At 66.2% G+C, this 22,242-nt stretch carries 19 protein-coding genes; 9 read left to right on the plus strand and 10 right to left on the minus strand.

Annotated elements, in window-relative coordinates:
* Positions 1-5 precede the first annotated feature (5 nt).
* From gmhB to LJ656_RS05160, 3 genes are read left to right on the plus strand one after another with little or no spacing between them, the layout of a single operon-like run.
* On the plus strand, positions 6-560 hold the full coding sequence (gene gmhB / locus LJ656_RS05150; protein WP_230508192.1) for a D-glycero-beta-D-manno-heptose 1,7-bisphosphate 7-phosphatase: 555 nt from the start codon (positions 6-8) through the stop codon (positions 558-560).
* A gap of 52 nt (positions 561-612) precedes the next feature.
* On the plus strand, positions 613-1,371 hold the full coding sequence (locus LJ656_RS05155) for a lysophospholipid acyltransferase family protein (RefSeq protein WP_230508193.1): 759 nt from the start codon (positions 613-615) through the stop codon (positions 1,369-1,371).
* Between the two features lie 40 nt (positions 1,372-1,411).
* Complete coding sequence (locus LJ656_RS05160; RefSeq protein ID WP_230508194.1) at positions 1,412-2,323, plus strand: M48 family metallopeptidase; 912 nt, start codon at positions 1,412-1,414, stop codon at positions 2,321-2,323.
* Between the two features lie 60 nt (positions 2,324-2,383).
* On the opposite strand, the gene gloA is transcribed toward LJ656_RS05160, so the two are convergent.
* Positions 2,384-2,770 carry a lactoylglutathione lyase gene (gloA, locus tag LJ656_RS05165; RefSeq protein ID WP_230508195.1) on the minus strand — a complete coding sequence of 129 codons (387 nt, stop codon included), beginning with the start codon at positions 2,768-2,770 and terminating at the stop codon, positions 2,384-2,386.
* Between the two features lie 240 nt (positions 2,771-3,010).
* Here gloA and LJ656_RS05170 point away from each other — a divergent pair, with 240 nt between their 5' ends.
* On the plus strand, positions 3,011-3,979 hold the full coding sequence (locus LJ656_RS05170) for a DMT family transporter (protein ID WP_230508196.1): 969 nt from the start codon (positions 3,011-3,013) through the stop codon (positions 3,977-3,979).
* Positions 3,980-3,998: 19 nt separating this feature from the next.
* Here LJ656_RS05170 and rsmA read toward each other — a convergent pair whose 3' ends face one another.
* The 4 genes from rsmA to LJ656_RS05190 form a co-directional block, all read right to left on the minus strand.
* Positions 3,999-4,841, minus strand: a complete 843-nt coding sequence (rsmA, locus tag LJ656_RS05175) for a 16S rRNA (adenine(1518)-N(6)/adenine(1519)-N(6))-dimethyltransferase RsmA (RefSeq protein WP_230508197.1) — start codon at positions 4,839-4,841, stop codon at positions 3,999-4,001.
* Positions 4,842-4,959: 118 nt separating this feature from the next.
* Positions 4,960-5,970: a 4-hydroxythreonine-4-phosphate dehydrogenase PdxA gene (gene pdxA, locus LJ656_RS05180; protein WP_230508198.1), complete on the minus strand. Its 1,011-nt coding sequence runs from the start codon at positions 5,968-5,970 to the stop codon at positions 4,960-4,962.
* 13 nt (positions 5,971-5,983) lie between these two features.
* Positions 5,984-7,348 carry a peptidylprolyl isomerase gene (locus tag LJ656_RS05185; RefSeq protein WP_230508199.1) on the minus strand — a complete coding sequence of 455 codons (1,365 nt, stop codon included), beginning with the start codon at positions 7,346-7,348 and terminating at the stop codon, positions 5,984-5,986.
* Positions 7,349-7,413: 65 nt separating this feature from the next.
* Positions 7,414-9,786, minus strand: coding sequence for an LPS-assembly protein LptD (locus LJ656_RS05190; RefSeq protein ID WP_230508200.1), 2,373 nt, complete (start codon positions 9,784-9,786; stop codon positions 7,414-7,416).
* A 225-nt stretch (positions 9,787-10,011) separates the two neighbouring features.
* On the opposite strand from LJ656_RS05190, the gene LJ656_RS05195 reads away from it, so the two are divergent.
* Entirely contained in the window at positions 10,012-11,079 is a 1,068-nt protein-coding gene (locus LJ656_RS05195; protein ID WP_230508201.1) for an aminoglycoside phosphotransferase family protein, read from the plus strand.
* Between the two features lie 9 nt (positions 11,080-11,088).
* A complete protein-coding gene (murU, locus tag LJ656_RS05200) occupies positions 11,089-11,796 on the plus strand; it encodes an N-acetylmuramate alpha-1-phosphate uridylyltransferase MurU (RefSeq protein ID WP_230508202.1) in 708 nt (235 codons plus the stop codon).
* 21 nt (positions 11,797-11,817) lie between these two features.
* On the opposite strand, the gene LJ656_RS05205 is transcribed toward murU, so the two are convergent.
* Complete coding sequence (locus LJ656_RS05205) at positions 11,818-13,728, minus strand: ABCB family ABC transporter ATP-binding protein/permease (protein WP_230508203.1); 1,911 nt, start codon at positions 13,726-13,728, stop codon at positions 11,818-11,820.
* Positions 13,729-14,053: 325 nt separating this feature from the next.
* Between LJ656_RS05205 and LJ656_RS05210 the strand changes: the two genes are divergently transcribed.
* Positions 14,054-14,449 carry an acyl-CoA thioesterase gene (locus LJ656_RS05210; RefSeq protein WP_230508204.1) on the plus strand — a complete coding sequence of 132 codons (396 nt, stop codon included), beginning with the start codon at positions 14,054-14,056 and terminating at the stop codon, positions 14,447-14,449.
* Positions 14,450-14,514: 65 nt separating this feature from the next.
* Positions 14,515-15,126 carry a glutathione S-transferase family protein gene (locus LJ656_RS05215; protein ID WP_230508205.1) on the plus strand — a complete coding sequence of 204 codons (612 nt, stop codon included), beginning with the start codon at positions 14,515-14,517 and terminating at the stop codon, positions 15,124-15,126.
* A gap of 53 nt (positions 15,127-15,179) precedes the next feature.
* Here the strand turns inward: LJ656_RS05215 and LJ656_RS05220 are convergent, their stop codons facing one another.
* Complete coding sequence (locus LJ656_RS05220) at positions 15,180-18,419, minus strand: sensor domain-containing protein (RefSeq protein WP_230508206.1); 3,240 nt, start codon at positions 18,417-18,419, stop codon at positions 15,180-15,182.
* Positions 18,420-18,622: 203 nt separating this feature from the next.
* Positions 18,623-19,099 carry a nitrate reductase associated protein gene (locus LJ656_RS05225; protein WP_075295390.1) on the minus strand — a complete coding sequence of 159 codons (477 nt, stop codon included), beginning with the start codon at positions 19,097-19,099 and terminating at the stop codon, positions 18,623-18,625.
* Positions 19,100-19,217: 118 nt separating this feature from the next.
* On the opposite strand from LJ656_RS05225, the gene fdhD reads away from it, so the two are divergent.
* Positions 19,218-20,090 carry a formate dehydrogenase accessory sulfurtransferase FdhD gene (fdhD, locus tag LJ656_RS05230; RefSeq protein WP_425605902.1) on the plus strand — a complete coding sequence of 291 codons (873 nt, stop codon included), beginning with the start codon at positions 19,218-19,220 and terminating at the stop codon, positions 20,088-20,090.
* 24 nt (positions 20,091-20,114) lie between these two features.
* On the opposite strand, the gene LJ656_RS05235 is transcribed toward fdhD, so the two are convergent.
* Positions 20,115-20,894, minus strand: coding sequence for an enoyl-CoA hydratase (locus LJ656_RS05235; RefSeq protein ID WP_230508207.1), 780 nt, complete (start codon positions 20,892-20,894; stop codon positions 20,115-20,117).
* Positions 20,895-21,008: 114 nt separating this feature from the next.
* Positions 21,009-22,208 (minus strand): acetyl-CoA C-acyltransferase, encoded by a 1,200-nt coding sequence (locus tag LJ656_RS05240; RefSeq protein ID WP_230508208.1) that lies wholly within the window; start codon positions 22,206-22,208, stop codon positions 21,009-21,011.
* Positions 22,209-22,242: the final 34 nt, after the last annotated feature.

The raw sequence follows: 22,242 nt of genomic DNA on the forward strand, positions 1-22,242 counted from the left end.
GCGCCATGCCGAACAAGAAAGTGGTGATTCTCGACCGCGACGGCGTGATCAACGTCGACTCCGACGCGTTCATCAAATCGCCGGACGAGTGGGTCGCGCTGCCCGGCGCGCTCGAAGCGATCGCGCGCCTGAACCAGGCGGGCTATCGCGTCGCGGTCGCGACCAATCAGTCGGGTATCGGCCGCGGCCTGTTCGACATGGACGCGTTGAATGCCATGCACCTGAAGATGCACCGCGCCGCCGCCGCGGTCGGCGCGCGCATCGAAGCGGTGTTCTTCTGCCCGCACACGGCGGAAGATCATTGCGAATGCCGCAAGCCGAAGCCCGGCATGCTGAAGATGATCGCCGAGCGCTTCGAAATCGATCCCGCGCAAACGCACGTGGTCGGCGATTCGCTGCGCGACCTGCAGGCGGGCGCGGCGCTCGGTCATCCGGTGCATCTGGTGCTGACCGGCAAGGGCCGCAAGACGCTCGCCGCCGGCGGCCTGCCCGAAGGCACGATCGTGCACGACGACCTGCGCGCGTTCGCGCTGGACTTCCTCGCCGACGCCCAGGAGTGAAGCCGGCACCCTCGCGTGCCGCGCGCGCTCCCTACCCCCAATCTTTACGCCGATGCGCACACTCCGCTCCCTGCTGCTGCTGATCTATTTCGTGCTGGTCACGGTGCCGTACGCGACCGCGTGCTTCATCGCGTTCCCGTTCCTGCGCGCGGAAAACCGCTACTGGATGGCGGCCGGCTGGTGCCGTCTGACGCTGTGGACAGTGCGCTGGCTGAACGGCATCCGCTATCGGATCGAAGGCTACGAGAACCTGCCCGACGGTCCGGCCGTGCTGCTGTCGAAGCACCAGTCGGCGTGGGAAACGCTCGCTTTTCCGGCGCTGATGCCGCGGCCACTGTGCTACGTATTCAAGCGCGAGCTGCTGTACGTGCCGTTTTTCGGCTGGGCGCTCGGCATGCTGAAGATGGTTCACATCAACCGCAAGGAAGGCAAGTACGCGTTCGAGTCGGTGATCAACCAGGGCAAGACGCGCATGGCCGAAGGCGCGTGGGTGATCATGTTCCCGGAAGGCACCCGCACGCCGACCGGCAAGCAGGGCAAGTACAAGACGGGCGGCGCGCGCTTCGCGATCGCGACCGGCGCGCCGGTCGTGCCGATTGCGCACAACGCGGGCCGCGTCTGGCCGCGTAACTCGTTCCTGAAATATCCGGGTATAGTCACGGTGTCGATCGGCAAGCCGATCGACACGACGGGCCTCACGCCCGATGAAGTGAACAAGCGCGTCGAGCAGTGGATCGAAGCCGAAATGCGCCGCATCGATCCCGCTGCGTACCGCGCGGCGGCCGACGATTCCGCCGCCGCTCCCATCTGACGCGCCACGCCCTCAGGGCGCGTTGCGCGAAGCGAAGCCGATGCAGAAGTCTCCCACGCCGCAACCCGCCGCGGCGCTCGAAAACCGGCAACTCGATCTCCCGCTCTTCGCCGAGCCGGGGTCGACAGCGTCGTCTCCATCACCTGTGTCGCCCGCGCCCGCTTTGCCCGGCGCGGCGGCGCCGTCATCCCTGCTCCAGCCGCCCGCGTCGCTGCTCGCGCCGGACGGCAGCAAGCTGCGCAGCCTGACCATCGGTTCGCGCACGCTGCACTACGCGCTCAAGCGCTCGGCACGCCGCTCGATCGGTTTCGCGATCGACAGCACCGGCCTCACGATCACCGCGCCGCGCTGGGTCACGCTCGCCGACATCGAAAACGCGATCACCGAAAAACAGCGCTGGATTTTCACGAAGCTGATCGAATGGCAGACGCGCGTCGAGCAACGCGCGTTGCCGAAGATCGACTGGAAGGATGGCGCCGAGGTGCCCTACCTGGGCCAGCCGGTGCGCGTGATGCTCGGCGCGCCGCGCGGGACGCTCGCGTTCGATCCGCAGCAGGCCATCCTGCAATTGCCGCTGCCGTCACAGGCCGATCCGCAGCAGATCAAGGACCGCGTGCAGGGCTGGCTGCAAGGCGAAGCGAAGCGCCTGTTCGGCGAACGGCTCGCGATCTACGCGCAGAAGCTGGGAGTGAGTTATCGGACGTACGCGCTGTCGTCGGCGGCGACGCGCTGGGGCAGTTGTTCGAGCGACGGCAAGATCCGCCTGAACTGGCGGCTGATCCACTTCCCGCTGTCGATCATCGACTACGTGGTCGCGCACGAACTCTCGCATCTGCGCGAGATGAATCACAGTCCGCGCTTCTGGCAGACCGTCGAATCGATTTTTCCGGAGTTTCGCGAGGCGCGGCAGACGCTGAAGTCGCATCCGCCGGAGTTGTTGCCGACGCTTTGACGCGGCGGCGACAGAGGGGCGGCGGTGACGCGTATCCAACCGCGTCGCCCGCCGCTCACATCACTTTTTCTTCTGAATGAATTCGATCTTGTAGCCGTCCGGATCGGTGACGAACGCGATCACGGTCGTGCCGTGCTTCATCGGGCCGGCTTCGCGCACGACATTGCCGCCCTGCGCCTTGATCTTCTCGCACGCGGCATACGCGTCTTCGACTTCCACCGCGAGGTGGCCGAAACCGTTGCCCAGATCGTACGACGGCGTGTCCCAGTTGTGCGTCAGTTCGATGACCGTGCCGTCTCGCTCATCGCTGTAGCCGACGAAAGCCAGCGTGAATTTGCCGTCCGGATAGTCTTCGCGGCGCAGCAGTTTCATGCCGAGCAGTTCGGTGTAGAAATTAATCGAACGATCGAGGTCGCCGACGCGGAGCATGGTGTGAAGCAGGCGCATTGCGCACTCCCTTTTGTTGCTGAATAACGAGACCGTAAATGTACCCGGAATCGGGCGCCGTTGCAGGACGAAGCAGCATCCCGCGTGCCTCGTCGCGCGGCGTGAATGAACGACGCGGCCGGCGCACTTCGCTCGCCGCGCAGGCAGGTTTGCTATCGTATGCGTCTGCCGCGCGAGCGCATCGTGCACGCCGCTCGAACATAACATCCTGAGACATTCCCGCGTCCCCCGACCCCGCCCATGAGCACGACCACTGCCTCACCCGCGCGCCGCGCGCCGGATAGCTTCGCAATGCTGCTGATGGTCGGCTTGTGCGCGATCTGGGGCCTGCAGCAGGTCGCGATCAAAACCACCAATGTGGCGCTGCCGCCGGTCTTTCAGGCGGGGCTGCGCTCGGCGATCGCGTCGGTGCTGGTGTGGGCGTGGGCACGCTCGCGCGGCACGCCGCTGTTTCGCGACGACGGCACGCTCGGCGCGGGACTCCTCGCCGGGGTGCTGTTCGCGGCCGAGTTCGTCTGCATCTTTCTCGGCCTCACGCTGACGAGTGCGTCGCGCATAGCGGTGTTCCTGTACACCGCGCCGTGCTTTACCGCGCTCGGGCTGCACTGGTTCGTCGACGGCGAACGGATGCGGCGGATCCAATGGCTCGGCATCGGCGTCGCGTTCGCGGGGATCGCGCTCGCATTCGCGGATGGCTTCCTGCATCCTGGCGCGGGTTCGGCTGCAACACCGGGCGCCGGCGCAACGCACGGCTCGACGCTCGCGGGTGCCGCCGGCGATGCGCTCGGCGTGCTGGCCGGCATCGCGTGGGCCGCGACTACCGTGGTCGTGCGCGGCACGCGACTCGCGCATACGAGTGCGAGCAAGACGCTGTTCTATCAACTGGCGGTATCGGCGGCGGTGTTGCTCGCGCTTGCGCTCGGACTCGGCCAGATGCGGGTCGAGACGGTGACGCCGCTCGCGCTCGCGAGCCTCGCGTATCAGGCGGTGGTGGTCGCGTTCGTCAGCTATCTGTTGTGGTTCTGGTTGCTGACGCGCTATATCGCTTCGCGGCTGTCGGTGTTTTCGTTTCTGACGCCGCTGTTCGGCGTGACCTTCGGCGTGCTGCTGCTCGGCGAGTCGTTCAGCACGCGCTTTCTGGTCGCCGCGCTGCTGGCGTTGAGCGGGATCGCGCTGGTCAACGCGCCGGCGAAACGGGCCGCCGGTTAGCGTCCGCCCGGCGCGGCGCTTACTGCGCCGCCCCCGCCGAGCGCGCCGCCACCGCCTGCGCGACGCTCACATATTCGGCGACCGGCACGTCTTCCGCGCGCCGTTGCAGGTCGAAACCGAGCGCGTCGAAATCGACGGCATCGCGAAACGCCGACAACGTATTGCGCAGCATCTTGCGACGCTGCGAGAACGCTGCCGTCACCACTTCGCCGAGCACCTTTTCGTCGACCACCGGCAGTTCATGCCGCTCGTACGGAATCATCCGGACGATCGCCGAATTGACTTTGGGCGGCGGCTGGAATGACTCGGGCGGCACGTCGAGCTGCTTGTCGATCACGTAGCGGTACTGCAGCATCACCGACAGCCGGCTGAACGCCTTGGTGCCCGGCTCCGCGACCATCCGCTCGACCACCTCGTTCTGCAGCATGAAGTGCTGATCGATCACGCGCTCGGCGAAAGTCGCCAGATGAAACAGCAGCGGACTCGAGATGTTGTACGGCAGATTGCCGACGATGCGCAGCGACGCCTTCTCGCCCGGCGCCGCGAGCGAACCGAAGTCGAACGCGAGCGCGTCGCCCGCGTGCAGTTCGAGCAGAGCGCCGAACTTCGTTTTCAGACGGCCGATCAGATCGCGGTCCAGTTCGACCGCGTGCAGCGGCGACTCGGGCGTCGCGAGCCGCTCGATCAGCGGTTCGGTCAGCGCGCCAAGCCCCGGCCCGATCTCGACCATGCGCTCGCCGCGCTGCGGCCGGATCACGTCGACGATCGAATCGATCACGCCCATGTCGACCAGAAAGTTCTGACCGAAACGCTTGCGCGCGAGATGGCCCTGGTGCCGGCCTTGCTGTCTGCTGGTGGACATCGAAGAAAGAAACGCTAGAAAGAAAACTGCTTGAGAAAAGGGAAACCGCGGGAAAACCGCGGGAAAACCGCGGGAAGCCGCGCCATGCGCGAACGGCCCGCTTACAGCGCGAGCGCCATCAGCCGCCGCGCCGATGCCGCGCCATCGACACCGCGGTATCGATCGCGGCGATCAGGCTGCCCGCGTCGGCGCGGCCGGTGCCGGCCAGATCGAGCGCGGTGCCGTGGTCGACCGACGTGCGAATGATCGGCAATCCCAACGTCACGTTGATGCCTTCGCCGAACGTCGCGTATTTGAGCACCGGCAGGCCCTGGTCATGGAACATCGCCAGCACGCAGTCGGCTTCGTCGAGATAGCGCGGCTGGAACAGCGTGTCGGCCGGATACGGCCCGCGCGCGTCGATGCCCGCGCCGTTCGCCTGCTGCAACGCCGGTGTGATCACGTCGATTTCCTCGCGGCCGAGGTAGCCGTTTTCTCCCGCATGCGGGTTCAGTCCGGTCACCAGAATACGTGGCGCGGGCAGACCGAAGTGCTGGCGCAAATCCTGATCGATGATGCGCAGCGTGTCGACGAGGCTGTCGATCGTCAACGCTGCCGACACGTCCTTCAGCGGCAGATGGGTGGTCGCGAGCGCAACCCGCAGCGGCCGCTTGCCGGTGCCGGCCAGCATCATCACGACCCGCGGGGTGTGGGTGCGCTCGGCCAGATATTCGGTGTGGCCGGTGAACGGCACACCGGCATCGTTGATCGTGCTTTTTTGCAGCGGCGCGGTGACGATCGCGTCGAAGCTGCCGGCCACCGCGCCGTCGATCGCCGCGTCGAGCAGATCGAGCACATAGCGGCCGTTCGCGGCGTCGAGCTTGCCCGCCCGCGACGGCGCACCGAGCGCGTGATGTTCGACCCGCACGCGCGCACCGCCACTCGTCAACGCGGCCCAGTCGACGCCGACCGCGCGCGCCCGTTCGGCCAGCAACTGCGCGTCGCCGAGTACGGTGAACTGTGCGTTGGGCCAGTGCGCGGCCGCGCCGGCCAGCGCCTGCGCGGTCAGCTCCGGACCGACGCCGGCGGGCTCGCCGGTCGTGATCGCGATCTGCAGCGGGCGTTGAACGGACGGGGCGGCGCTGGTCATTACGTGATTCCGCTTATTGCACGCCGGTCACGCTGGGCTTCACTTCGACGTACGCGGTGTCGCGCAGCTCGCGCAGCCAGTCCGCGTATGCCTGCTCCGCCTTGCGCTGGCCGATCGCCTGACGCGCGAGGTCCATCTGCTGCGAGATCGAGCCTTCCGCGTCGCGGCGGCCCAGCACCTGGATCAGGTGGTAGCCGTACTCGCTGCGCACCGGCTCGCTGATCTGGCCGTCCTGCAGCGAGTTCATTGCGCGCTCGAACTCCGGCACGGTTTCGCCCGGGCTGATCCAGCCGAGGTCGCCGCCTTGCGACGACGAACCGTCCTGCGAGTAGGTGCGCGCGAACTTCGCGAAGTCGCCGCCCGCGGCGACCTGGCTGCGGATGTCGAGCAGTTTCTGGCGCGCTTGCGGCTCGGACTGACCGTCGCCGACGCGTAGCAGGATGTGGCGCACGTGCGTCTGCACGAGCTTGGGCGCATCCGCGCTGGCGCCCTGACCGGCGCGGCGCTCGACCAGACGGACGATTTCGAAACCGTCGTTGGTGCGAATCAGCTCCGGATTGACCTCACCCGGACGCAATGCCGACGCGGCCTTCACGAACTCGGGCGGCAGCTTCGCCGGCGCGAGGAAACCAAGATCGCCGCCGGTCTTCGCGGCATCCGCGGCCTGCGAATTGGACTTCGCAAGTTTTTCGAAACTGGCGCCGCCCTTCGCTTCGGCGAGCAGCGCTTCGGCTTTCTTCTGGGCCGCTTCGATGTCGGTCTGCGCCGCGTTCAGCGGCGCTTTCACGAGGATGTGCTGGATCCGCAGGTCGTTGGTCTGGCCGGCGTTCGGGCCGCGCTGGCTGGCGATGTAGTTCGCGACCTCGGCGTCCGACACCGTGATCTTGCTGTCGACTTCCTTCTCGCGCAGACGCGACAGCGTCAGCTCGGTGCGCGCGTCGCTGGTGAACGTGCTCCAGGGCACGCCCTGCGCCTCGATCCGCGCGCGGTACATTTCGAACGTCATGTTGTTCGCTTGCGCGAGACGCTCGAGCGTGCGCTGCACTGCCGCGTCGTCGATATTGATGCCGTCTTCCTTGGCCTTCTGCAACTGGATGCGCTCGAGCACCATCTGCGTGAGCACCTGCTGGCGCAGCTGGTCGAGCGGCGGCACCGGCGCGTTCTGCTGATTCAGGCGGTGCGAGATCAGGCTGACCCGTTCTTCGAGTTCGCGCCGCGTGATGACACCGTTGTTGACCACCGCGGCGATGGTGTCGACCGTCTGGCCGCTACTGCCGCCCAACGCCTGCGCCTGTGCCGGCGCAACCGGAAGGAAAGACGCCGCGCCGGCGAGAGCCGCCGCGAGCGTTGCCAAGCGAAGCTGTTTGATGATTGCCACAGATACTCCAATGATGTCGGGCGCTTCGCCCGTCTTTTCGCATGCCATGAATGACCGCGCGAACGTCATTCGTAATTGGTGAACCGCGACTCGGGCGGCGGCGGCGGCGGCAGCGGCGTGTAACCGGCGACGCTGCTGCGGAACGCGGTGATCAGCCCGTTGTCGACGCTCGACAGGCCCTTGAACGTCAATTGCGCGAGGAACCGCGTACTCGACTGATTCTGTCCCGACGTGTTCAGGCCGTTCGCATAGCGTTGCAGACCGGCGCCGAGCGTCCAGCAGTCCGCGTCGTATTGCAGCCCGACCAGACCGTCGACGATCCGGTGGCCGCCGAGGTCGTAATTGAAGCGGCCGACCCCGAACACCCGGTGCGTCAGCGGCCATTGCCCCGAGATCACGATCTGATTGATCGGCTGGTTGTCCAGCGTGGTGTTCGCGCGGGTGTAGCGATAGCCGACGTTGAGCACCTTGCCGGTCGCGGGGCTGAAGCCGAAACCGACGCTCGTTTTCACGAGCTGGTTGTTGTCGGCATTATATTGGAACGCCGTTTCCGACGCGAAACCGGCGCCCAGCTTGACGGACGCGCCGACGATCAGGTCCGAGTGGGTCGCCTGGGTGCTGGTCTGGCTAGGCTGCAGCGTGACGCGCTGATCGCGGAAATAGTACTGCTGCGCGATCACGAAGCGCGCGCGTTCGTCGCCGGTCGCCGGGTTGATGAAGCGGGTGGTCAGGCCCGCGGTCAGGCGGTTCGCGTCGGCGATCCGGTCGTTACCGACGAAGGTGTTCGGCGTGAAGATTTCCGCCAGACCGAAGTCGGACTCGGCGGTGTCGAACAGCGGCGCGTTGTCCTGATTGCGGTACGGCGTGTACACGTAGTACAGGCGCGGCTCCAGCGTCTGGATATAGTCCGCGCCGAACACCCGCACCGACCGCTCGAAGATCAGCCCGGTGTCGAACGTGAAAGTCGGAATCGACTGGGTGAAGTTCTTCTGCGGATTCGGCACGCCCGCGAGATCCGTGCCGATGTTGTTCAGGTCGTACGACGCGAAGTGCCATTGCACCTTCGGCGTGACGAAGTAGCCCGGCCCCACCATCGAGTACGACAGGTACGGGTTGAACATCACCCGCTGGCCTTCGGTCACGTCCGCGGTAGTGATGCGGAAACGCGTGTAGTCGGCCTCGGCGCCGAAGTCGAAGCCGCCGACGTTGTACTTCGCGTACTTCACGTTCAATTGCGGCTCGCGGCCGTACGGCGCGACCGACGGCTCCAGCGTCTGCCAGTGCTGCTCGCGCGCGAGCACCGACCACGGGCCGGTGTTGTAGGTCAACCCGGCTTCCTGCTGATACAGGAGCTGGGTGCCGTTCATGAACTGGTTGACCGACGACGACAGGTCTTCCGGATAGGTGTTATCCGAAACCTTGTTGTAATAGATGTAGCCGCCGAAGCCGTTACCGAAGTTCTGGTTGTGCTGGATGTACAGCGCGTAACGGTTGGTCTTCGTCAGCCGGTCGTTGGGCAGGAACTCGCCGGTGATCGAGCCGGAGTACGTCGGCGACAGATAGCGGAACGCGGCCTGCAACTGCACCCCGCGCTTCGAGATCAGCCGCGGCGTGAGCGTCAGGTCGCGGTTCGGCGCGATATTGAAGTAATACGGTACCGACAGCTCGAAGCCATTGGTCGAGCTGAGCGAAAACGTGGGCGGTAACAGCCCGCTGCGCCGGTCGCCCGACAGCGGGAACGACAGCCACGGCGACGCGAACACCGGTACGCCCTGGAAGAACAGCACGCTGTTGTAGGCGACGCCTTCGTCCGCACCGGTGTCGAAATCGAACTCGCTGCCCTTGATGTACCAGGCCGGGTTGTCCGCGCACGCGCACGCCGTGTAAGTGCCCCGCGTGAACACCGAGCGCTCGGCGTCGAGCAGATCGACCCGCTCCGCGCTGCCGGAGCCGCCCGTCACGTTGAAGTGGTACTTCGGCGAGGTCATGAACCCTTCGGTCGAATCGACGCGCAAATGCGCTTCGGGACCGATGAAGGTATTGCCGGTATTGATCACGTGGACATTGCCGTACGCGTCGGCCATGTCCGTGTCCTGGTCATAGTGCAGCGCGTCGGACTTGATCACGGCGGTGCCGTGGCGCACCTCGGCCGCACCCTTGACCGCGAGATCCTGGTCGATCGTGCCGGCCGCGTGCTCGCCGAGCACGAAGGTGGCGGGCCGCTGGCCGCTTTGCCGCGGATGCTCTTCCAGCTGCGGGGCCATCTGCATGCCCCACGGCGGATCGATCGGTTGCGGCTGCGCAGCTTCCCCCGCCAGCTGGGCGTGCGCAAGCGCGGGCATCAGACCCGGAACGGCAACCAGCGCCGCGACGAGCCGCCGTTTGCGCGGCACTACTGCACAGGAGGGAGTGGAATCGGAAAGCTGTCTGGGCGGCATGTATCGTTTGGCGAATCGACCCGTGAGCCAGGCTTGCCGTCGTCACGATCCACCGCCTGCGCATCGCGACCGCGAGAGTCGGCTGCACCACTGGATTCACTATTTGCCGATGCTAAGGCGGGCGGTAAAACGCAACACGCAAAAGCTGGCGTGTGAGTCGCGTCAAAAAAGTCGTGGGGTATTATATGGCAAGACGTTGCCCCCAAGAATTTGCCGCCGGTTTTCATGACGCTGCCCGCCACCCAAGCCCACCAAGACTCCCGTCTCTCCCTGCTCAAAGCCTGGCTGCAAGGCCACGCGGCGCATCATGCGCTCGAGCTCGACAGCCTCGTCGCCGCCTCTTCCGACGCCAGTTTCCGCCGCTATTTCCGGCTCGCCGGTAAGGCGCCGCAAGGCACTGGCGCGGCCACGCTGATCGCGGTCGACGCACCGCCGCCGGAAAAATGCCGCGAATTCGCGCAGATCGCCGAACTGCTCGCAGCCGCCGGCGTGCACGTGCCGCGCGTGCTCGAAGTCGATTTCGACGCCGGCTTCATGCTCGTCACCGATCTGGGCAGCGCGTCGTACCTCGGCGCGCTGACCGATGCGCAGGCCGCCGGCGACACCCGCCGCGCCCGCGCGCTGATGCGCGACGCGCTCGACGCGCTGATCCGCTGGCAGCTCAGTTCGCGCGAAGACGTGCTGCCGCCGTTCGACGAAGCGTTCCTGCGCCGCGAAATGGAGCTGATGCCCGAGTGGTTCATCGGCCGCCATCTGGGCCGCGTGGTCGACGAAGAGACCCGCGCGCTGCTCGATCGCACGTTCGCGCTGCTGGTCGCGAGCGCGCGCGCGCAGCCGCAAGGCTTCATGCTGCGCGATTTCATGCCGCGCAATCTGATGATCGCCGAACCGAACCCCGGCGTGCTCGACTTCCAGGACGCGGTGTACGGACCGCTCACGTACGACGTGGTGTCGCTGCTGCGCGACGCGTTCCTGAGCTGGGACGAGGAGTTCGAACTCGACTGCTTCGCGTACTACTGGGAGCGGGCCAAAAAAGCCGGCCTGCCGGTCGACCCGGATTTCGGCGAGTTCTACCGCCAGCTCGAATGGATGGGGCTGCAGCGCCATATCAAGGTGCTCGGCCTGTTCTGCCGGATCAACTACCGCGACGGCAAGGCGCATTACATGAACGACCTGCCGCGCTTCATCGGCTACGCGCGCAAGGTGGCGGAGCGTTATGCGCCGCTGCGCGGCTTCGCGAAACTGCTCGACGACCTCGAAGGCCGCGCGCAGGAAGTCGGCTACACGTTCTGAGCGAGCACGATGTCCATCAAGAAAGCGATGATTTTCGCCGCCGGGCGCGGCGAGCGCATGCGTCCGCTGACCGATGCGCGCCCGAAGCCGTTGCTCGAAGCCGGCGGCGCGCCGCTGATCGTGTGGCAGATCGAACGGCTCGCGCGGGCCGGCATCCGCAGCATCGTGATCAATCATGCGTGGCTCGGCGAGCAGTTCGAAGCGGCGCTCGGCGACGGTTCGCGCTGGGGCGTCGAGTTGCGCTACTCGGCCGAGCATGAAGCGCTGGAAACCGCCGGCGGGATCGCGCAGGCGTTGCCGCTATTGACCGACGGCGGCGCCGACCAGCTGTTCGTCGCGCTCGCCGGCGATGTCTACACCGAGTTCGACTACGCGACGCTGCACGCGCACGCCGCGCGCTTGCAGGCGCTGCCCGAGCCGGGCATGCATCTGGTGATGGTGCCGAACCCGGCGTTTCATCCGCACGGCGACTTCGGTCTCGTTGACGGCGTGCTGTCGCTCGATACGCAGCCGCGTTTCACGTTCGCGAGTTTCGGGCTGTACGACACGCGGATGTTCCGCGCTCTGCCGCGCGGCACGCGGCGCGCGCTGAGCCCGTACTATCGCGAGACGATCGCGCGTGGGCTCGCGAGCGGCGAGCTGTATGAAGGCCTGTGGGAGAACGTCGGGACCCAGGCGCAGCTGGAGGCGCTAGACCAGGCATTGCGGGCGCGCTGACCGTACTAACGGCCGCCCTGCTCACCGCGCGCCGGAATCCGCGCCGACTTCGCCGCTGACCGCCTCCGGCGCGTCCGGCGGCACCTCCGGCGTCTGCGCGGCGCGCTGCTGCAACGCCCACATCTGCGCGAACAGCCCGTTCGCGCGCAGCAATTGCGCGTGCGTGCCGCGCTCGACGATCCGCCCCTTGTCCATCACGATGATCTGCTGCGCGTGCACGACCGTGGACAGCCGGTGCGCGATGATCAGTGTCGTGCGTTCGCGCGCGATGACGTCCAGTTCATGCTGGATTGCGCGCTCGGAGCGCGAATCGAGCGCGGAGGTCGCTTCGTCGAACAGCAGGATCGGCGGATTCTTCAGGATGGTCCGCGCAATCGCGACCCGCTGCTTTTCCCCGCCCGACAGCTTCAGCCCGCGCTCGCCGACCGGCGTGTCATAGCCTTTCGGCAAACTTTCGATGAACTCGTGAATATGCGCGGCGCGCGCGGCGGCGATCACTTCGTCGCGGCTCGCCGACGGCCGGCCGTACGCGATGTTGTAGTAGATCGAATCGTTGAACAGCACGGTGTCCTGCGGCACGATGCCGATCGACGCGCGCAGCGAATCCTGGGTGACGTCGCGAATGTCCTGCCCGTCGATCAGGATCGCGCCGCCGTCGGCGCGCTGCAGATCGTAGAAGCGGAACAGCAGCCGCGCGAGCGTCGACTTGCCCGAGCCGCTATGGCCGACCACCGCGGTCGTCGTGCCGGCCGCGATCGTGAAGCTGACGTCGTGCAGAATCTGCCGCGTCGGTTCATAGCCGAAGCTCACGTGCTCGAAACGCACCTGCGCGCCGCTCACCTGCAACGCGCGCGCATCGGGCGCGTCGGGCACTTCCTGCGGCGCGCCGAGCAGCGAGAACATCCGGTCCATGTCGGTCAGGCTCTGCTTGAGCTCGCGATACACGACGCCGAGAAAATTCAGCGGAATATAGAGCTGCAACATGAACGTGTTGATCAGCACCAGATCGCCGAGCGTCAGGCGCCCGGCCATCACGCCCTGAGTCGCGCGCCACAGAATAAACACCAGTCCGGTGCCGATGATCGCCTGCTGGCCGAAGTTCAGCGCCGACAGCGAGCGCTGCGACTTGATCGCCGCGCTGCGATAGCGTTTCAGATTGTCGTCGTAGCGGCTCGCCTCCCACTCCTCGTTGCCGAAGTACTTGACCGTCTCGTAGTTCAGCAGCGAATCGATCGCGCGCGAGTTCGCCTTCGAATCGAGCTCGTTCATCGTGCGGCGAAAATGCGTGCGCCATTCGGTGACCTTCACGGTGAACACGATGTACACCGCGAGCGCGGCGAACGTGACGATCGCGTAATAGGCCTCGTATTTGACGACGAAAAAGCCCAGCACGAGACTGACTTCGACCAGCGTCGGCAGGATGCTGTACAGCGAATACGAAATCAGCTGCGTGATCCCGCGGGTGCCGCGTTCGATATCGCGCGACATCCCGCCCGTCTGCCGCTCCAGATGAAAGCGCAACGACAGCCCGTGAAGATGACGGAACACTTTCAGCGCGAGCTGGCGCACCGCGCTTTCGGTCACCTTCGAGAACAGAATCTCGCGCAGTTCGGTGAAGAACGACGTGGACAGCCGCACCACCGCGTAGGCAACCACTAACAGACCGACGCCGCCGAGCAGCACGATGCCGGGCGCGTCCTGCGCGCGGCCGAGCGCGGTCAGATGCTGGACCGACGCGAGGCTGTCGACGATCCGCTTCATCACGATCGGCACGCCGAGATTGGCGACCTTCGCGCCAATCAGGCAACTGAGCGCGAAGCCGACGCGCCATTTGTAGGTCGCGAGATACGGCAGCAGCGACACAATGGTCTGCCAGTCGTTGCGGGGCTGGGTGGAAATCGGCGAGGGTTCGGACGGCAGGGCGCGGCGCATGGGTCTTCGGGGAGAGAGTGGAAGTGCCGGAGTTCGCAGCGGCGCAAGGAGGCTCGAAGAGCCTGGGCGAGCCGCGCGAAACGCCCGGCCCGAGGGCCGCCGCGCCGCGCGGGAGCCGCGCTTCGCTGGGCGCTTTCCCGTACAATTCCTGATCCCGGTATTGTCGCAGAAGCCGGCTGGCGGCGCTTTTCGCGGGCCGTCCATCGCGTGCCGTCAGCGCGCCTCGCGCGACACTCGACACTGATAAGGCCGGTCCTTTCCGGCCGATACGACAATCACCACGCAGCAACCACCCGCGTGAACCCGAATCCCTAAGGATGTCCCGATGAGCGAGCTTCTTCAACTTCCGTCCAAACCCTGCGCGCTGCGCGTGATGCCGCAGCCGTCGGATGCGAACATCCACGGCGACGTGTTCGGCGGCTGGATCATGGCGCAGGTCGACATCGCCGGCTCGATTCCGGCCAGCCGCCGCGCGAACGGCCGGGTCGCGACCATCGCGGTCAACTCGTTCCTGTTCAAGCAGCCGGTGTTCGTCGGCGATCTGCTGAGCTTTTACGCGGATATCGTCAAGACCGGCAATACGTCGATTACGGTGTCGGTCGAGGTCTACGCGCAGCGGATGAGCCTCACCCAGGAAGTCGTCAAGGTCACCGAAGCAATCCTCACCTACGTCGCCACCGACAGCGACCGCCGCCCGCGCGCGCTGCCGGTGCTGGACTGAGCAGATCTGATTTGCCCCGCGCCCGGGGTCCGGGCGCTCGCTGTCTATCTTCGAACGGGAATGCGATGAAACTGATCGGAATGCTCGACTCGCCGTACGTGCGGCGCGTCGCCATCTGCATGAAGCTGCTGGGGCTCGAATTCGCTCACGAGTCGATTTCGGTATTCCGTACTTACGAGCAGTTCAAGGCGCTGAACCCGGTCGTCAAGGCGCCGACGCTGATCACCGGCAACGGCACCACGCTGATGGATTCGACGGTGATCCTGCAGTATCTGGCGACGCTCAGCGGTCCGACGCCGCTGTTCCCAACCGCCCCCGACGCGGCATTGCGCGCCGCGCGTCTGACCGGCCTCGCGCTCGCCGCGGACGAAAAGGCCGTGCAGATCGTCTACGAACGCAATCTGCGGCCGGCCGAGAAGCGGCATGAACCGTGGCTCGAACGGGTGCGCGCGCAACTGCTCGCCGCTTTCGATGAACTCGAACGCGAGCTGGCCGCCGCACCGTTGCCCGAGCGCCAGGAGCAGTTCACCGCAGCGGAAGTGGCGGTTGCGGTCGCGTGGCAGTTCACGCACATGATGCTGCCGGAGATGGTCAGCAAGGCCGCGCATCCGCGGCTGGAGAAGTTTTCCGCGCACGCGGAAAGCCTCGCGGTATTCAAGGACACGCCGCCGGAGTGAACGGCGGTTGAGCGATCCGAAGCAAAACAGGGCGCCCCGTGGCGCCCTGTTTTTTACGCCGGCTCCAGCTCGCGCACCTGGCCGCCGTGCAGCAGCTCCGAAATCGCCTCGGTCGACAGCGGCTTCGCAAAGTAAAAGCCCTGCATCTCGTCGCACGCGCGCGCCTTCAGGAAGTCGAGCTGCGCCGACGTCTCGACGCCCTCGGCGATCACCTGCAACTTCAGCGAATGCGCGAGCGCGATGATCGCCGACGTGATCGTCTCGTCGTCGCCGCAGATACCGATGTCCGACACGAACGAGCGGTCGATCTTCAGCCGGTCGACCGGGAAGCGCTTCAGATAGCTGAGGCTCGAATAGCCGGTGCCGAAGTCGTCGATCGCGAGACCGATGCCGAGCGCGTGCAGTTCGTTGAGCATCGACACCGCCTCCTCCGCGTTGCGCATGATCGTGCTCTCGGTCAGTTCCAGTTCGAGATACTTCGGTTCGAGCCCGGTTTCGGCGAGCACCTGCATCACCAGCTTGGCGATATCGCGCTGCTGGAACACCCGCGCCGACAGATTCACCGACACCCGCGCGGGCGGCAGCCCCTGCTGCTGCCACGCCTTGTTCTGCCGGCACGCCTCGCGCAGCACCCACTCGGACAGCGGGCCGATCAACCCGCTTTCCTCCGCAAGCGGGATGAACGATGACGGCGGCACCAGCCCGACCTCCGGGTCGTGCCAGCGCACCAGCGCCTCGATGCCGACGATCTGGCCGCTGCCGATATCGACCTGCGGCTGATAGTGCAGCAGGAATTCGTTATCGCGCAGCGCGCGGCGCAGGCGGCGTTCGAGATTCAGGCGCGCGCCCGCGCTCGCGTTCATCTCCGGCTGATAGAACTGGAACGTGTTGCGGCCCATGTCCTTGGCGCGATACATCGCGACGTCGGCCTTCTTCATCAGTGTTTCGGCGTCGTCGCCATCCTGCGGGTACAGACTCGCGCCCATGCTGCAGCCGACATACAACTCAGTGCCGTCGAGCCACACCGGCTCCGAAATAGCGGCGCGCACCCGCTCCATCCATGCGATCAGCGACTGTTCATCGACGGTGTCGGTCATCACGATCACGAACTCGTCGCCGCCGTGGCGCGCGACTGTGTCACTGGTGCGCGAGCAGCGCGCGAGCCGCTCGGCGACCACGCTCAGCAAGCGGTCGCCGACGCTGTGCCCGAGGCTGTCGTTGACGTTCTTGAAGCCGTCGAGATCGAGGAACACGACCGCCACGCCGCTGTGATGGCGCTGCGCGATCACCAACGCATGTTCGAGCCGGTCGCGCAGCAGATTGCGGTTCGGCAGCCGGGTCAGCTCGTCGTAATTGGCCTGATATTCGAGCTGTTCCTGATAGCGCATCAGTTCGGTCACGTCGTTGATCACGCCGATGTGATGGGTGATCACGCCTTCGGCATTCGGCACCGGCGCGATGAACAGCTGATTCCAGAATAGTGCGCCATCCTTACGATAATTGCGCACCACCGCGCTGACCTCGCGGTTCGCCGCGAGCGCCTCGCGAATCAGCGCGACTCCTTCCTGATCGCGGTCGTCGCGTTGCAGCACCCGGCAGTCGTGGCCGATCACTTCGGCCGGATCGTAGCCGGTGATCCGCATGAACGCCGGGTTCACGTACTCGATCAGATTGCCCGCCGGCGACGGCGCGGTGATCAGAATCGCGTTGACGCTCGCGTCGAGCGCGCGGCTTTGCAGACGCAGCGCGAGATCGGCGCGCTTGCGCTCGGTGATATCGGTGTACGAGCCGAGCACGCCGATCACCTGACCGTCGTTGTCGGTGAACGGCAGCTTGCTCGTGACCGTGGTGCGATGTTCGCCGTCGATCACGAAGTCGACCTCGAAGTTCATCTTCGGCACCCCGGTGCTGACCACTTCCCGATCGTGCTCGGTAAAGAGCGCGGTGAACGCGCGCCACGGCAGCTCGGCGTCGCTCTTGCCGACCACCTGCTCCGGATACGCGAGGCCCGCGTCGCGCGCGAACGCCATGTTGCAGCCGAGATAACGCGAATTCAGGTCCTTCCAGAAGATCCGCTGCGGGATGTTGTCGATCACCGCTTCGAGCATCTGGCTCGAACGCAGCGCCTCGGCTTCCGCGTTGATCTGGTCGGTGACGTCGTCGGCCAGCACGAACTGCGCGTCGCAGCCGGCGAAATTGAGCGAGTGATACGACACGTTGACGCTGATCAGCGAACCGTCCTTGCGCCGGTGCCGCCAGATACCCGCCATGGTGTGCCCCTGACGCAGCGTGGCGCTGCGCTGCAGATGCATTTCGAGGCGCGCGATCTCGCTACCTGGCCGGATCGCGCGGATCGTCATGTTCAGAAACTCGCTTTCGGCGTAACCGTACTGCTCGATCGCAGCCGCATTGACGGCCAGAAAGCGCAGCGTGTTGCGATCGAAGATGTACATCGGCACCGAGTGATCGTCGAACATGCTGCGAAAGCGATCGTCGTTGCGCACCAGCGCGCGGACGCTGCGCAGCTTTTCGCGCGCGCTGCTCTCGCGCACGCCGAAGGTCAGCAGCAGCAGCGTGCTGCCGGCCAGCATCGCGACGATCAGCACGAATAGCGCGCGTTCGCTGTCGCTGGCCGAGCGCGCGAGCGAGTTCTGTAACGCGCGGTTCTCCTCGTCGCGCAGCACCGCGAGCGCGGCTTCGATGCGCGCGAGCGCGGGGGCGAGCCGCGGGCGGATGGGCGTGGCGGTGGCGGCGGTAGCGGTCCCGGCGGCGCTTGCGGGGACGGCTGGGAGGGGATTCGGTGTCGCGCGAGGAATCTCGGTCGGCGCGGCGTCGAGGCTCGCTTCCGGCGTGGCGTTCGGCGCCATGTTCGATGCCGCGTTGGCGGCAACCGCCACGGCGCTCGCGTTTTTTCGCAGCGTTTCCTCGAGATCGTGTTGCAGCGCGTGGCGCGCCGCGCTCAGGCTCGCCAGCGCGCCGGCCATGCGCGGTTCGCTCGCGAGTTCGTCGCGCAACACCTGCTCGCGGCCGGCAAGCTCAGTCGTGATCGAAGCGGCCGCCGCGGGCGGCACCGGCTCGCCCGCGGCCTTGAGCCGGCGCAGCGCGGTGAGACCGTTATCGAGCGCGGCGCGATATGCGTCGATGCTCTGGCGCACGCTGGCCGATTGCTGCAGACGGGCGTCGGCATCGCGCTGCCCGCGAATCTGCGTGTACGCGATGAACGCGTTGGCCCCGACAGCGACGACCACGACCGCGAGATTGATCAGTAGCCGCTTCGATAAGAGAGGATTCATGGGTTCCGAACGTCGATCGTTCCGAGGGCGGGAGCGCGCGCTCGCCTGTCGGTGCGTGCGGGCCGCAGCGACGCGATTCTTTTACGCGCCAACCTTTGGATATCGGCAGCGTTCGGGGCCGGGTTGAGGGTGGTGGGGAAAAATTTATGCGGCGCGCCTGGCCGGCCGCACCTGGCTTTATGCGGGCGCCTAGCCAGCCGCACCTAGCCGGCCGCACCGAACTCCCGCATCGCCGGAACGAAGTCATGGTTGGCTTCCGGCTTGCGCGACAGCTTCGCGAGCACATAGCGCTTGAACGGCTCCAGCTCGGCCCAGCGCGCGACGCTCGGCGCGGCGAGACCCGCCAGCCCCGCCTGATGGGTGACGCCTTCCGGCACACTATCGGTCCGGCGCCATGCGGGCGCATCGTCGGGCGTGAACCATTCCGGTTCGACGTTCGCGTGGGTGCGCAGCATTTCGAACAGCGCGTGGTCGAAATTCGGCTCGATCTGCGTGTCTTCATCGACCGGGAAACGCGCGAGCAGCTTACGGTCTTCGAGCGGCAATTGCTGCCATTGCGCGAGCGAGATGCGCAGTCCGAAGCGGTCGAGATTGAAGCGCACCGACATCGGGATATAGGTGAAATTCTCCGAAGACGCGACTTCGAAGTCGAACAGAAGCGGTGCTTCGTTGAGTCCCATGACAAGGCTCCTTCTCGATGACGGGCAGCGTGCGGGCGTCGCTTGAGGTATTTTAGAACCTTATCCGCGCGCCGGCGGCCCAGCCGGCGGGCGCGGCACCGAACAGGAGTGAAGCAGCTTGAACGAACACGAACACGCGCGGCCCGGCGGCGACCCCGCCCGCGCGCACGGCAGCGATCCCGCCGAACAGCCCGGCGCGCTGCAACTCGAAGTGCGCCGCCATCGCGGCACGTCGGTCGAAACCGCCAGCGATCACGTCGGCCAGGAGTGGCCGGTCGCGCTGGTGTTCAACGGCATTTCGCATGCGGTGATGATGTGCACGCCGCGCGATCTCGAAGCGTTCGCGGTCGGCTTTGCGATTTCGGAAGGGATCGTCGAGCGCGGCAGCGATATTCAGGACATCGAAGTCGAGTTCCACGATCATGGCGAGCTACCGCACGCCGAAGTGCAACTGCAGGTCGTGCAGCAGGCGTTCGTCGGTCTGAAGGAAAAGCGTCGCGCGCTCGCCGGGCGCACCGGCTGCGGCGTGTGCGGGATCGAAAGCATCGATCTGCTCGATCTGGAGCCGCAGCGCGTGCCCGACACCGGCTTTCTGCAACGCCTCGCGCCCGATGCAATCGCGCGCGCCGCGCGCGCATTGCCCGAACACCAGGCACTCACCCGTTTGACCGGGGGCCTGCACGCGGCCGCGTGGTGCGACGCGCAAGGCGCGATCCGCTACGCGTTCGAGGACGTCGGCCGCCACAACGCGCTGGATAAACTGATCGGCCAACTGGTGTTATCGCACGCCGACACGAGTGACGGCTTCGTGTTCATGTCGAGCCGCGCGAGCTACGAGCTGGTGCGCAAAGCCGCGCGCGTCGACGTGCCGATGCTCGCGACGATCTCGGCGCCCTCGTCGCTGGCGATCGCGATTGCGCGTCAGGCCGGGGTGCGGCTCGTCAGCTTCTGCCGCGAATCGAGCTACGTCGATTACGACACCCACGCCTGAACCCGGCGCCCGCCTCCCGGCGAGTCAGTCGAACTGCCGGAAATCGGGCTTGCGCTTCTCGAAGAACGCCTTGAACGCCTCGCGCGCTTCGGGCGCGAGCAGCATCTTCGCGAAGTGCACCGCTTCCTCGTCCATCTGCGTCTGCAGTTCCTGGTGGCTCGCGCGTTTCATCAGACTCTTGGTGATCCGCAGCGACGACGCCGGCAGCGCGGCCAGCTTCGCAGCCTGGGTCGCCGCGAACGTATCGACATCGGCGGCCGGCAGCACCCGGTTGACGATGCCCATCCGGTGCGCTTCAGCCGCATCGAACGCCTCGCCGAGCAGCAGCTTTTCGGCCGCCGCCTGATAGCCGGCCACGCGCTGCAACAGCAGGCTGGACGCCGCTTCCGGGCACAGTCCGAGCTGCGTGAACGGCAGCGAGAAACTGGCGGTATCGGCCGCGTAGACCAGATCGCAATGCAGCAGCAGCGTCGTGCCGATGCCGACCGCCGGACCCGCGACCGCCGCGACCACCGGCTTTTCCGCCGAGCTGAGCGCGCGCAGGAACTGGAACACCGGCGGGTTATTGCCGACCGGCGGCGTCTTCATGAAGTCTTCGAGATCGTTGCCCGCGCTGAAAATACCGGCGCTGCCGCGAATCAAAATGGCGCGCACCGCGGTATCCGTTTGCGCCGCGACGAGCGCATCGGCCATCGTCTGATACATCGCGGCGGTGATCGCGTTCTTCCTGCCGGGCCGGTTGAAAGCGATCGTCAGCACCGCATCGGCGCGCTCGACCAGAATGTCCGTCGTCGTTTGTTCCATCTCGTCTCGCTCCTGCTGAATGTGAAAAACGGCTCGCAAGCCGGGCGGCCTGCGAACCGTTGGGTCGTCCGTCGCGGCTGGCACCCCACCCCGCGCGGACCATTGGACACCCGCTTACAGACGCTCGATGATGCCCGCCGCGCCCATCCCGGTGCCGACGCACATTGTCACCATCCCGTACTTGTAGTTACGGCGACGCAGCCCGTGCACGACGGTCGCAGCACGAATCGCGCCGGTCGCGCCGAGCGGATGGCCGAGCGCGATCGCGCCGCCGAGCGGGTTGATCTTCGACGTGTCCAGCCCGAGGTCCTGGATCACCGCCAGCGACTGCGCGGCGAACGCCTCGTTCAGCTCGATCCAGTCGAGGTCGTCCTGCTTCAGGCCGGCGGCCTTCAGTGCGGCCGGAATCGCTTCTTTCGGGCCGATGCCCATGATTTCCGGCGGCACGCCGCGCACCGCGAAGCTGACGAAGCGCGCGAGCGGCGTCAGGTTGAACTGCTTGAGGATCTTTTCCGACACGACGATCAGCGCGCCCGCGCCGTCCGAGGTCTGCGAACTGTTGCCGGCCGTCACCGAGCCCTTGTTCGCGAACACCGCGCGCAGCTTCGCGAGGCCTTCCAGCGAGGTTTCCGCGCGCGGACCTTCGTCGAGCGACACTTCGCGCGTGTTCACGCGGATTTCGCCGGTCGCCAGATCGGGGAAGCGTTCGGTGATCGTGTACGCGGCGATTTCATCGTTGAACTCGCCGGCCTGTTGCGCGGCGATCGCGCGACGGTGCGATTCGACCGAGAACGCGTCCTGCGCTTCGCGGCTGATCTTCCAGCGCTCGGCGACTTTCTCCGCGGTCAGGCCCATCCCGTACGCGATGCCGATGTCTTCGTTGCGATCAAAGATATGCGGCGACAGCGACGGCTTGTTGCCCATCATCGGCACCATGCTCATCGATTCGCAGCCGCCGGCGATCATCGCGTCCGCTTCGCCGACGCGGATGCGGTCCGCGGCCATCGCGAGCGCGGTCAGACCCGACGCGCAAAAGCGGTTCACGGTGACGCCGCCGACCGTGTTCGGCAGGCCGGCGAGCAGCGCGCCGATCCGCGCGACGTTCAGGCCCTGCTCCGCTTCCGGAATCGCGCAGCCGACGATCGCGTCTTCGATCACGCTGGTGTCGAGACCCGGCACCTGCGCGACGGCCGACTTGATCGCGTGCACCAGCAGTTCGTCCGGGCGCGTGTTCCTGAACATGCCGCGCGGCGCCTTGCCGATCGGCGTACGGCTCGCGGCGACGATATATGCGTCCTGCAATTGCTTTGCCATTTGAATCTCCTATGTCGACCAGAGTTAGCGCTTT

Source organism: Paraburkholderia sejongensis (genome assembly GCF_020880815.1).
Classification (GTDB): Bacteria; Pseudomonadota; Gammaproteobacteria; order Burkholderiales; family Burkholderiaceae; genus Paraburkholderia; species Paraburkholderia sejongensis.

Bases quoted from the DNA above. Each gene is read 5' to 3' on its own strand.
- gmhB (WP_230508192.1), top strand. From the start codon at position 6: ATGCCGAACAAGAAAGTGGTGATTCTCGACCGCGACGGCGTGATCAAC.
- LJ656_RS05155 (WP_230508193.1), top strand. From the start codon at position 613: ATGCGCACACTCCGCTCCCTGCTGCTGCTGATCTATTTCGTGCTGGTC.
- LJ656_RS05160 (WP_230508194.1), top strand. From the start codon at position 1,412: ATGCAGAAGTCTCCCACGCCGCAACCCGCCGCGGCGCTCGAAAACCGG.
- gloA (WP_230508195.1), bottom strand. From the start codon at position 2,770: ATGCGCCTGCTTCACACCATGCTCCGCGTCGGCGACCTCGATCGTTCG.
- LJ656_RS05170 (WP_230508196.1), top strand. From the start codon at position 3,011: ATGAGCACGACCACTGCCTCACCCGCGCGCCGCGCGCCGGATAGCTTC.
- rsmA (WP_230508197.1), bottom strand. From the start codon at position 4,841: ATGTCCACCAGCAGACAGCAAGGCCGGCACCAGGGCCATCTCGCGCGC.
- pdxA (WP_230508198.1), bottom strand. From the start codon at position 5,970: ATGACCAGCGCCGCCCCGTCCGTTCAACGCCCGCTGCAGATCGCGATC.
- LJ656_RS05190 (WP_230508200.1), bottom strand. From the start codon at position 9,786: ATGCCGCCCAGACAGCTTTCCGATTCCACTCCCTCCTGTGCAGTAGTG.
- LJ656_RS05195 (WP_230508201.1), top strand. From the start codon at position 10,012: ATGACGCTGCCCGCCACCCAAGCCCACCAAGACTCCCGTCTCTCCCTG.
- murU (WP_230508202.1), top strand. From the start codon at position 11,089: ATGTCCATCAAGAAAGCGATGATTTTCGCCGCCGGGCGCGGCGAGCGC.
- LJ656_RS05205 (WP_230508203.1), bottom strand. From the start codon at position 13,728: ATGCGCCGCGCCCTGCCGTCCGAACCCTCGCCGATTTCCACCCAGCCC.
- LJ656_RS05210 (WP_230508204.1), top strand. From the start codon at position 14,054: ATGAGCGAGCTTCTTCAACTTCCGTCCAAACCCTGCGCGCTGCGCGTG.
- LJ656_RS05215 (WP_230508205.1), top strand. From the start codon at position 14,515: ATGAAACTGATCGGAATGCTCGACTCGCCGTACGTGCGGCGCGTCGCC.
- LJ656_RS05220 (WP_230508206.1), bottom strand. From the start codon at position 18,419: ATGAATCCTCTCTTATCGAAGCGGCTACTGATCAATCTCGCGGTCGTG.
- LJ656_RS05225 (WP_075295390.1), bottom strand. From the start codon at position 19,099: ATGGGACTCAACGAAGCACCGCTTCTGTTCGACTTCGAAGTCGCGTCT.
- LJ656_RS05235 (WP_230508207.1), bottom strand. From the start codon at position 20,894: ATGGAACAAACGACGACGGACATTCTGGTCGAGCGCGCCGATGCGGTG.
- LJ656_RS05240 (WP_230508208.1), bottom strand. From the start codon at position 22,208: ATGGCAAAGCAATTGCAGGACGCATATATCGTCGCCGCGAGCCGTACG.